This is a genomic window from Rhizobium sp. SEMIA 4085, assembly GCF_013004495.1.
Lineage (GTDB): Bacteria > Pseudomonadota > Alphaproteobacteria > Rhizobiales > Rhizobiaceae > Rhizobium > Rhizobium gallicum.
The window spans coordinates 1-11,182 of the sequence record NZ_JABEPH010000200.1; the positions used below are offsets into that span (position 1 = coordinate 1).

Annotated in this window: 8 protein-coding genes; 2 read left to right on the top strand and 6 right to left on the bottom strand. The window is 60.3% G+C overall.

Going from position 1 to position 11,182, the window contains the following annotated elements:
* The 3 genes from sufC to C9413_RS19420 all read right to left on the bottom strand — a co-directional run.
* The coding region (sufC, locus tag C9413_RS19410) for a Fe-S cluster assembly ATPase SufC (protein ID WP_170250780.1) at positions 1–667 on the bottom strand (667 nt) is incomplete at its 3' end.
* 71 nt (positions 668–738) lie between these two features.
* Positions 739–2,208 carry a Fe-S cluster assembly protein SufB gene (gene sufB, locus C9413_RS19415; RefSeq protein WP_039844992.1) on the bottom strand — a complete coding sequence of 490 codons (1,470 nt, stop codon included), beginning with the start codon at positions 2,206–2,208 and terminating at the stop codon, positions 739–741.
* 141 nt (positions 2,209–2,349) lie between these two features.
* A complete protein-coding gene (locus C9413_RS19420; RefSeq protein ID WP_039844993.1) occupies positions 2,350–3,516 on the bottom strand; it encodes a cysteine desulfurase family protein in 1,167 nt (388 codons plus the stop codon).
* A gap of 201 nt (positions 3,517–3,717) precedes the next feature.
* On the opposite strand from C9413_RS19420, the gene C9413_RS19425 reads away from it, so the two are divergent.
* Complete coding sequence (locus C9413_RS19425; protein ID WP_022715287.1) at positions 3,718–4,395, top strand: alpha/beta hydrolase; 678 nt, start codon at positions 3,718–3,720, stop codon at positions 4,393–4,395.
* Between the two features lie 3 nt (positions 4,396–4,398).
* Here C9413_RS19425 and C9413_RS19430 read toward each other — a convergent pair whose 3' ends face one another.
* Both C9413_RS19430 and C9413_RS19435 read right to left on the bottom strand, forming a co-directional pair.
* Complete coding sequence (locus tag C9413_RS19430; protein ID WP_170250781.1) at positions 4,399–4,920, bottom strand: GNAT family N-acetyltransferase; 522 nt, start codon at positions 4,918–4,920, stop codon at positions 4,399–4,401.
* A complete protein-coding gene (locus C9413_RS19435; RefSeq protein WP_170250782.1) occupies positions 4,920–6,038 on the bottom strand; it encodes an anhydro-N-acetylmuramic acid kinase in 1,119 nt (372 codons plus the stop codon). Before C9413_RS19435 ends, C9413_RS19430 begins: the two co-directional genes overlap by 1 nt.
* A 110-nt stretch (positions 6,039–6,148) precedes the next feature.
* Here C9413_RS19435 and tyrS point away from each other — a divergent pair, with 110 nt between their 5' ends.
* Entirely contained in the window at positions 6,149–7,405 is a 1,257-nt protein-coding gene (gene tyrS / locus C9413_RS19440) for a tyrosine--tRNA ligase (RefSeq protein WP_039844996.1), read from the top strand.
* Between the two features lie 49 nt (positions 7,406–7,454).
* Here tyrS and C9413_RS19445 read toward each other — a convergent pair whose 3' ends face one another.
* Positions 7,455–10,853: a DUF3971 domain-containing protein gene (locus tag C9413_RS19445; protein WP_170250783.1), complete on the bottom strand. Its 3,399-nt coding sequence runs from the start codon at positions 10,851–10,853 to the stop codon at positions 7,455–7,457.
* Positions 10,854–11,182 lie beyond the last annotated feature (329 nt).

An 11,182-nucleotide genomic window follows, 5' to 3' on the forward strand; every position in this document is an offset into this window, starting at 1 on the left:
TGTAGAGGACGTGAACCGTGTCTGGGACGATGTAGTCGAGCAGGCGCTGGTAATGGGTGATGACGACCACCGCGCGGTCCGGCGAGCGTAGTGCGTTGACGCCATCGGCAACGATCTTCAGCGCGTCGATGTCGAGGCCGGAATCGGTCTCGTCGAGCACGCAAAGCTGGGGCTGAAGCAGCGCCATCTGCAGGATCTCGGCGCGCTTCTTCTCGCCGCCGGAGAAGCCGACGTTCAGCGGACGCTTCAGCATCTCGGTATTGATCTGCAGCTTGCCGGCCGCGTCCTTGACGAGACGCATGAAATCCGGCGTCTTCAGCTCTTCTTCGCCGCGCGCCTTGCGCTGCTCGTTCATCGCGACCTTCAAGAACTGCATGGTGGCGACACCCGGGATCTCAACCGGATACTGGAAGGCGAGGAAAATACCCTTGGCGGCGCGCTCGGCAGCGTCGAGCTCGAGGATGCTCTCGCCGTTGTAAAGAATGTCGCCTTCGGTCACTTCATAGTCTTCGCGACCCGCGAGAATATAGGAGAGCGTCGACTTGCCAGAGCCGTTAGGCCCCATGATGGCAGCCACTTCGCCAGCCTTCACCGTAAGGTCTAAGCCGCGGATGATTTCGGTGCCGTCTTCGGCGATGCGGGCGTGCAGGTTTCTGATTTCAAGCATGGTTATGTCCCATAAAAACAATCGTAGAAAGGCGCGCCGCGCGCGCCATCGCGTAGTCGTTTCGGTTGGCGTTAGCCCACGCTGCCTTCGAGCGAGATGCTGATCAGCTTCTGCGCCTCGACGGCGAACTCCATCGGCAGTTCCTGCAGGACTTCCTTGACGAAGCCGTTGACGATCAGCGCAATCGCCGCTTCTTCCGGGATGCCGCGCTGCAGGCAATAGAAGAGCTGATCTTCGGAGATCTTCGAGGTCGTCGCCTCGTGCTCGAAATGTGCCGTCGAATTCTTTGCCTCGATGTAGGGCACCGTATGTGCGCCGCACTTGTCGCCGATCAGCAACGAGTCGCACTGCGTGAAGTTGCGCGCGTTCGAGGCCTTGCGGTGGGCCGAAACCTGACCGCGATAGGTGTTTTGCGACACGCCGGCGGCAATACCCTTGGAAATGATGCGGCTCGAGGTGTTTTTGCCGAGATGGATCATCTTGGTACCGCTGTCGACCTGCTGATGGCCGTTGGACACGGCGATCGAATAGAACTCGCCGCGGCTATCGTCGCCGCGCAGGATACAGGACGGGTACTTCCAGGTGATGGCGGAGCCGGTCTCGACCTGCGTCCACGAGATCTTCGATCGGTCGCCGCGGCAATCGCCGCGCTTGGTGACGAAGTTGTAGATGCCGCCCTTGCCCTGGGCATCGCCCGGATACCAATTCTGGACGGTGGAATACTTGATTTCGGCATCGTCCAGCGCGATCAGTTCGACGACGGCGGCGTGCAACTGGTTTTCGTCACGCTGTGGCGCCGTGCAGCCTTCGAGGTAGGACACATAGGCGCCTTCCTCGGCGATGATCAGCGTGCGCTCGAACTGACCGGTATTCTTCTCGTTGATGCGGAAATAGGTGGAGAGCTCCATCGGGCAGCGGACGCCCTTCGGCACGAAGACGAAGGAGCCATCGGTGAAGACGGCGGAGTTCAGCGTCGCGTAGTAATTGTCGGTCTGCGGAACGACGGAGCCGAGATACTTCTGCACGAGCTCGGGATGTTCTCGGATCGCCTCGGAGATCGACATGAAGATCACGCCGGCCTTCTTCAGCTCCTCCTTGAAGGTCGTCACGACCGAAACGGAATCGAAGACGGCATCGACGGCGATCTTCGGCTTCTCAACGCCGGCAAGGATTTCCTGCTCGCGCAGCGGGATGCCCAGCTTCTCATAGACCTTCAGAAGCTCCGGATCGACTTCAGCCAGCGACGAGGGACCGGATGTGCTCTTCGGCGCAGCGTAAAAGTGGATTTCATTGAAGTCGATCTTCGGATAGTCGACGCGCGCCCAGGTGGGCTCGTCCATCGTCAGCCAGCGCTTGTAGGCCTCAAGGCGCCATTCGAGCATCCATTCAGGCTCACGCTTCTTGGCGGAGATGAAGCGAATGATCTCTTCGGACAGGCCCTTGGGTGCCTTGTCCATCTCGATGATGGTTTCGAAGCCGTATTTGTACTGGTCCACATCGATCTGGCGGACGCGTTCAACCGTATCTTGGACGGCGGGCATGTCGTTCTCCAATCTCGCCGGGTAAAGGTCCGGCAGCTTGTCTTGGGGCGATTTTCGTTACCCCGTATGTAGGTGGCCAAAAGGCGCTTTTCAGCCCGATTGGCAAGCGGAAATTTGCGTTTCCGCAATTTAGTGAGGCCGTCAGGCCGCCTCTCCGGCCGGCCTGCACCGCCCGGCAATCTTCGCAAAGGCGGCGACCGCCCTGTCGATTTCGTCTTCCGTCGTCGCAAAACCGAGCGAGATGCGCAGCGCGCCCATTTTCGGGTCGCGGCCCATGGCCACAAGCACATGGCTTTCGCCGACCTTGCCGGACGAGCAGGCGGAGCCTGCCGAAAGAGCAACGCCTTCGAGATCGAAGGCGATCTGGCCGGTCTCGGCCTTGAGGCCGGGAAGGGTGAAGAAGCTCGTATTCGATACCCGCGGCCCGTCCGCCCCATAGATCAGCAAACCGGGCGCTGCACGCCGCATTCCAGCCTCAAGACGGTCGCGAAGCCTTTCAAATCTGCTATTGCGCTCGTCGAACTCGGCAAGTGCCGCGGCTGCGGAGGCACCGAAGCCAATGATGGCAGCGGAATTTTCAGTCCCCGAACGGTGACCTTTTTCCTGGCCCCCACCGCGGATCAGCGGCCTCGGCATCAGGGTCTCACCGCGCGACACAAGCGCGCCGGCTCCTTTCGGCCCGCCGAGCTTGTGTGAGGACACGATCAGAAAATCGGCACCGAGCTCGTTGATGTCGAGCTTCAGGCGTCCTGCTGCCTGCACCGCATCCACTACGAGAACCCCGCCATACGTCTGTACGATCTTGGCGGCTTCGCGGACCGGCTGAACGATACCTGTCTCGTTGTTGACGAGCATGATCGCCACCATCGGCAAGCCCGCGGCCCTGTCATGGCCGGCAAGCAATCTCTCCAGCGCTGCCAAATCCACGACACCTGCGGACGTAACTGGAATCTCAGTCGTCTTCTCAGCAGAAAAGCGGCCGCCTTCTCGCACGGCCGGATGCTCGATCGCCGAATAGTAGAGATGGTCGATCGCAAGCGGCATGCGCCCCATGCGGAAATCCGGCGTCAGCACCATATTGGCCGCTTCCGTCGCGCCACTGGTAAAAATCACATTTGCCGGTTCGGCCGCGCTCAGCGCCGCAATCTGGCGGCGCGCACCCTCGATCGCAGCGCGTACGGCGCGGCCTTCGCCGTGAACAGAATTCGGATTTCCAAACAGAGCAAGCGCGCTTACAACCGCCTCGCGCGCTGCGGGATGCAGCGGCGATGTCGCGTTCCAATCAAGATAAAGGCGGGGCGGCGCCATGCTCTTTTGTCCTGCGCTTGATCCTGCTAGGCTGCCACGGTTCATTTTCCTTGAAATTTCCGCCGGGCTTGCCTTATGACACGTCCACGATGCGTGGATCGTATGCAAGTTTCGAATTGTTCTAAACTGCGTTTTAGAAAAGCTGACAACGTTCGTCAAGTCTAAGCAGCAGGAACGCGAAAATAAAAACCCGGAGTACCGATGCCCGAAGTCATTTTCAACGGCCCAGCCGGCCGTCTTGAAGGCCGCTACCAGCCCTCCAAGGAAAAAAGCGCGCCGATCGCCCTTATCCTGCACCCGCACCCGCAGTTCGGCGGCACGATGAACAACCAGATCGTCTACCAGCTCTTCTACATGTTCCAGAAGCGCGGGTTCACCACATTGCGGTTCAACTTCCGCGGAATCGGCCGCAGCCAGGGCGAATTCGACCACGGCGCCGGCGAGCTTTCGGATGCCGCTTCCGCGCTCGATTGGGTGCAGAGCTTGCATCCCGATTCGAAGACCTGTTGGGTCGCTGGCTATTCCTTCGGCGCCTGGATCGGCATGCAGCTGCTGATGCGCCGCCCGGAAATCGAAGGCTTCATGTCGATTGCGCCGCAACCGAACACCTACGACTTCTCGTTCCTGGCGCCCTGCCCGTCTTCCGGCCTGATCATCAACGGCGAAGCCGACAAGGTCGCGCCAGAAAAGGATGTCAACGGTCTGGTCGAAAAGCTGAAGACGCAGAAGGGCATCCTCATCACTCACCGTACCGTGCCGAATGCCAATCACTTCTTCAACGGCCAGGTCGAAACACTGATGGCGGAATGCGAGGACTATCTCGACCGCCGCCTGAACGGCGAACTGGTGCCGGAACCGGCAGCAAAGCGTATTCGCTGACAATCAAATGTCGGTGGCGCCGAGCTCGAATGTCGGCGCCACAAAGCCGTCTATCAGTCGCGGCGCGACGGGCCGCATTCCGATCTTCTTCAGTACATGCTGCGAGGCGAAGTTTTCCGGATGCGTGAAAGCGATGAAACGCGTGGCGAAGCCCTTGTCGAAGAACCAAATCGCAAGCGCACTGGCCACTTCCGTCGCATAGCCCTTTCCCCATTCTTCCTCGCAAAGCGCATAACCGAGTTCGAATTCGTTTGCGTCGCGGTCATGCATCGAAATGCCAGCGCGGCCGATGAAGCGGCCGTCATCTCTGCTCAGGAGCTTGTACTTTGTCGTCCCGTCCTGCGCATTCTCTTTGAACCAGCTGGCAAGCCGCTCCTCGCACTTCTCAATGCTCCAGGGCGCGCCGCCGGACATATAACGCGTTGTGCCAATCGTCGAATGCAGCTTGCGGACGAACCCCGCATCGCTTGCATTCCACATCACCAGACGCAGCCGCGAGGTTTCGAGAATAAGCGTTGCCACCATCAAGGCCCCGCAAGAATGACGACGCTGACTGGTTCCTTGACACCGGTCGTGCCCGGAAAAGTCAGCGGCAGTCCCTCCAGCGACCGGACTGCTAGGTACCCCCAGGCTTCAGCTTCCATGGCATCGCCGTTAAAGCCCGCAACCTCGGCGGAGATCACGTCGGCATTTTGGCGGGCAGCGAGATCAGCAAGATCGCGCATGATCGTGCGGTTCAGCCGTCCGCCGCCGCACACGATGTAGACCGTCGGCATCACCGGGAGGTGACCGGCCGATTTGATGATCGAGGCGGCAGCCACATAGGCGAGCGTCCTCGCACCGTCCGCGAGCTCGGCGTCCGCTCCGCTCGGCGGTAGAAAATCGTTGCGATCGAGCGAACGGCGTTTTTCGGCAGTAAAGAACGGGCTTTCCAGATACAGGTCGACCAGTTCGGCGACGATCTTGCCTTCCGAAGCAATCATGCCGCCCTGGTCGAACGGAATCCCGGCATGTGTCTCGACCCATTGGTCGATCAAGGTATTTCCCGGCCCGCTGTCATAGGCGACGATCGAGCCGTCGGCGCCGATATAGGTAAGGTTCGAGATGCCGCCGATATTGACGAAGCAGACCGGCAGCTTGGCGTCCCGAAGCGTCCCCGAAAGCGCCGCATGATAGGCCGGCACGAGCGGCGCACCCTGCCCGCCATGCACCATGTCGTTCGCCCGCATGTCGTAGACGATCGGGATGCCGGTTTCGCTCGCAAGCAGCGGCCCGTCGCCGAGCTGGACGGTCAGTGCCTCGTCGGGCCGGTGCAGCACGGTCTGGCCGTGGAATCCGACGACATCGATTGCGCTTCGATCCAGACCGCAACGATCGAGAAATTGCGTGACGGCAGATGCATGACGCAGCGTAAGCTCTCGCTCGATTGCTGCAAGTTCACCGGGTCGTTCCTTGCGCCTGAGTATGGATTTTGCGCCTTCAAGCGAAAACTTCAGCCTGTCGCGAAAGGCCGGATCGTAAGGCACACCCAGAAACGGCCCCCGTTCCACGCTGGCTTCACCGTCTGTGCGAACCAGGGCGACATCGATTCCGTCCATCGACGTTCCGCTCATCAGGCCGATTGCGGTTCTTATTTTACCCATCCATCCTCCAAAACATTCCGAACGGAATAGTGCACTTTCGGCAAAACAGTGCTAAACGCGCCGCGGCAGTTCAACAAGTATCAATCCGACACCCCCAAAGAGACGAAGTCATGTCCGAGTTCAAATCCGATTTCCTGCGCATCCTGAAAGAGCGCGGCTTCATTCATCAGATCTCCGATGAAGCAGGCCTCGACGATCTGTTCGCCAAGGAAACCGTGACGGCATATATCGGCTTCGATCCCACGGCGCCGAGCCTGCATGCAGGCTCGCTGATCCAGATCATGATGCTCCACTGGCTGCAGAAAACCGGCCACCGCGCGATTTCGCTGATGGGCGGCGGCACCGGCATGGTAGGCGATCCGTCCTTCAAGGAGGAAGCACGCCAGTTGATGACCGTCGAAACGATCGAGAGCAACATCGCCTCGATCAAGCGTGTCTTCTCGAATTACCTCACCTACGGTGAGGGTCCGAAAGACGCCTTGATGATCAACAATGCCGAATGGCTGCGTTCGATCAACTACCTCGATTTCCTGCGCGATGTCGGTCGCCACTTCTCGGTCAATCGCATGCTGGCCTTCGACAGCGTGAAGACGCGTCTCGATCGCGAACAGTCGCTCTCGTTCCTCGAATTCAATTACATGATCCTGCAGGCCTACGACTTCGTCGAACTGGCAAAACGCTACGGCTGCCAGCTGCAGATGGGCGGTTCCGACCAGTGGGGCAACATCATCAATGGTATAGATCTCGGTCACCGCATGGGGACTACACAGCTCTATGCCCTGACCTCTCCGCTTTTGACGACATCTTCCGGCGCCAAGATGGGCAAGTCGGCGACCGGTGCCGTCTGGCTGAACGCCGATATGTTCTCGGCCTATGACTTCTGGCAATACTGGCGCAATACCGAAGATGCGGACATCCCGCGCTTCCTCAAGCTTTACACCACCTTGCCAATGGCCGAGATCGCACGCTTGTCTGCGCTCGGTGGCTCGGAAATCAATGAGGTAAAGAAGATACTCGCAACCGAAGTAACGGCGATCCTGCATGGCCGCACCGTTGCCGAAGAGGCCGCTGAAACGGCTCGCAAAACCTTCGAAGAAGGCGGGATCGCCGAGAACCTTCCGTCCGTCGATGTTCCCGCATCCGAACTCGACGCCGGTATCGGCTTGCTTTCGCTGATGGTCCGCGCCGGCCTTGCTAACTCCAACGGCGAAGCCCGCCGTCACGTTCAGGGCGGAGCCGTGCGCATCAACGACCAAGCGGTCAGCGACGAGCGTAGGCTGATCGGCAGCGGTGAAATCACCGCCGATGGCGTCATCAAGCTGTCGCTCGGCAAGAAGAAGCACATCCTCATCCGCCGCGCGGCCTGAGCCCCACGGTCTCGAAATTCAAGCAAGCCGGCCTTTGCGCCGGCTTTTTTTATTGGAACTCGAAGATGTTGCGAAAAACGCCCGGCGCAATGATCGACAGCGGATTGATCTGCATGGCCGGATGGTCGAATTTGCCGGTCAGCTTGAACGTGATGCCGATCAGGCCGCGATCCGAACCGTTCCCGAGAATGATCCCAATGACCGGCAGCTCGGCAAACAGCCGGTTCAATCCATAGGCCGGCATGAAGGTGCCGGTCATATCCATGTTGCCGCGCTGATCGCGGATCACGCCCTGGAACGTGGCCCCGATCTGATCGCCGCGCACCACGCCGTTTTCGACACCGACCACGCCGCCGCGGGACACGACGCGCGCAAAGCCGCGCTGGAAGCGCTGCGCGGAGGTGTCGATATTGCGTTTGACGGCGGAATTGAGACTGCGCTGGTTCTCGCCGACGGGCGTTGAAACGATCGAGTGCAGGCGCTGCTCGTTGACGATGGCGAAGCGGCGTATATCGACCGAGCCATCCCAATTGCCGCCGTCGCCGAGCCTGATCGACATGTTGAGCAGCCCGCCCTGCATATGCTGATAGAGATCGGCGAAGCGCGAGACGGCACCGGCATCGCCGCTCGTGATATTCAAGACGCGGCCTTCCCTTGTCTGGCTGACAACCGCCTCGCCGCTGCCGGTGATGCCGGAAAAGTTCAGCGCCTGCAGGCGCCCGCCGCTCGATACGTATCTGGCCTCGAAATTGCCGATCTTTTCATCGTTGAAGCCAACGACGCTGTTGAGATTCGCACGGACCGAGACGCTGGCACTGCCACCACCATCCCCGTCGCTGTCGCCTTGTCCGTTCTTCAATCGTGCAAGGATCGGACGCGCATCGGCAGTGTTCCCAGATACCGAAACGTCGAAATTGCCCCTGTTACGCCGGATCGACATGGCAAAGTCATCAAGGGACGAAAGCCCCACGCTGTCCAAATCGGCAGACTCGAGATCGCCTTTGCTGAGGGCAAACGAGCCGCTGGCGCCAAAGCCGTCGCCCTTCAGACGGAAATTCCTGATCTGCGTTTTCTCGGGTGGTCCCGATACTTCGAATTCCGCCGTCGCGCCGATCCCGCTTCCCTTCGCCCAACCGATCCAGGGAAGCTGCAACGACGCCTTGTCGAGATCGATCTGAACATTCTGGCGTTCCTCATCGATTTTCGTCAGCTGCATCGTCAGGCTGCCGTCGATGATCCCGGATAGGCCAGGAAGCACCTTTGCGCGTTGAGCGTTGTTCAGCGTCGCCGTGATGATGCGCTGCGGCTTGACGCCGGACGATTTGTCGGTCGGCTCGACAAGCTCGATCTCGGCGGGCACGCCGTCGATCTGCCCCTCGGCGTCGAGCGCCACTTGCTGCGGATCGGCGTCGAGCGCGCCATTCAGATTGGTAATCATCCGGCCCGACACCGGCTTGCCGACATCGACGCCGCTGAGCTGCATGCTGGCCTTCCATTCGGGCGGCGGAGGATCCTGCGATCGCAGAAGGCCGAGCCGCGCCTCGACGTCGGCGGTGATCTTGCCCTTCAGGTCCCCAGGCACAAGGCCGGCGCGCTGCAGGACCTGGACCGGCTTGTAGGTGAGGAGTTCGCCCACCGCATCGGCATCGCCGGAGATCGCGAGCTTCATTTCCGCCATCAGTGGCTTCTGGTAAGTCGAGGGCAGTACGAACTGACCCTCTCCGAGGCTGACGGAACGGCCCGATGCGAAATATGACGTGCCACTCTTGATCGAAATCGTCGCCCTCTGGCCGGTCAGATCGAAATGGGCGGACGTATCTCGGATCGGCGGAATATCGCCTGCCACGTTCATGCGCGCATTCGCGATATCGAAACTGATACGGATTTGCTCGTCGCCGAGTCTCAGCCCCTTGCCGACGGCCTCGTCCAATTTCCCGGACGGAATGAATACCGAGATCGACGCATTCGTGACCGTGCCGCCGAAGAGATTTCCCAGAACCCATTCGCGCGCCCTGGGCGCCATCCAAAAGGGCCAGAGCTGCTTGATCGCAGCCGTCTGAAGCTGCTGCGATTGTCCGACGAAGCTGATTTCCGGCGATTTGTCGCCGAGTTTGACATGAAGCGATCCGAACAGCTGCCCCAGAGGACTAGAAACTGTCATGCCCGCGAACTGCAGTTCCCGCGAGGTGACGAGGTAGCGGCCCGTCGTCTGGATATCGAATGGGAGCGGCTGTTCGCCCGAGCCCACCGGTGCAGCCGTGCCGCCGCTGATCAGCAGATCGATGCCAAAACCCTTGCCGACGGCCGGATCGAGCTTGTCGAGATCGATGATTGCGCCGTTGAACGGGACGGCGGTGTTGCCGAACTGCGCTTGCGATCTTGCGATCTCAAGCGTCTGCTTCGTAAAGTCATAGCCGAGATTGATGCGGCCGCCGGAAAGCTGCTGTGCGTCTCCGTCGACATAGATCGACCCGGGCGCAAGATCCGCCCTGGCGGCCAGGGACGGCGCAACATCGCCCGCACTCCGCACGGCGGAAACGGCAACGTCCGCAAAACTGTTTACGCCCTGCCGAATTTCCCCGAGCCCGTTCCTCTTCAAGGTAAATGGCGTCAGATCGGCATGGGTGAGCTTTGCCGTGAACCGCGACGCTTTCCCGGCGCTCCTTTCAGCAAGCACATCCAGCATCGCCACTTCGCCGTTGATTGCCACCTCGCCCGTCAAATGCAGCGAAGATGGTCCCGCATGCGCAAAGACCAGATTGTCGACCACGATCGAAAGCGGACCATTCGCGGTATCGGCGAGCTTGATGTCGATGCCGGAGAGACGCACCGTATCCGTACCCCCGCGCTCGACGAAATCGTCCAGGATATCGAGATGAGAAAACGCAGCTTCCATCGCCTGCGGAATTGCGTCGATGCGAAGCTTGCTTAAGTCCAGCGGGCCGCCGGACGGCAGAAGGGCCGTGTCGAGCGCAATATCGGCGGCTTCGATCGCCGTCACGGCCACCCGGCCGCGAAAAAGCGCAAACGGATCGAGCGCCATGCGCATCGCGCCTGTCGTCGACAGATGCTGCCCGCTTTCCTGATCGACCATATTGACGTTACGGGCTTCAAGCGCGAGCTGTGCACCGGACGTGAAACGGATGACGGTCGAGCCCACTTCTGCCCGGTAGCGGGGACCTATCGCCGAATTCAAGGCGGTCTGCGCCTGGCGCGACAGCGTCGCGTCGAACATTCCGCTTTCGATAGTGAAGATGATCGCCACCAGAAGAAAGAGAACGGCGGCAAAGCAACCAGCCGTCACATTGGCCGCACGCCGCATGCGTGAACGGCGCGGCGGCGGGCAATGCACGATGATGGGGTCTTCGGCCTGTGCGGAGGGAAGCTCATGCAGCGCGACGATGTCTTTTTTGCGAAACGTAACCTTTTCGCCGCGGATCACCGACATGCGCTTTGGATAACCCCGAGTTAGAATGTGGCCGTCCGGTCTGGCGGGACGATTTGAGCTTCAATATATATCCGCGGAACATAGTGTCATCCATAAACCCGGCAAAAGAAAGGTTTCCACATATGGCGGTTCTTGGCAACAGGGGCACGGAGGCGGGATTGAATCTCTCCCACGCAGACTGCGAGGGGGTGACCCGTGCCGATTTCAGCCGGAAAACGACGGCTACGGGGTGGTAACGTGGGGGCTGTAGGGACGCCGTGCCCGAGGGCTCGTGGGTCTTTTACGTTGGTGGCGAGCAGAGAGACGCGCCGGGACACGCGTGGCGCGGG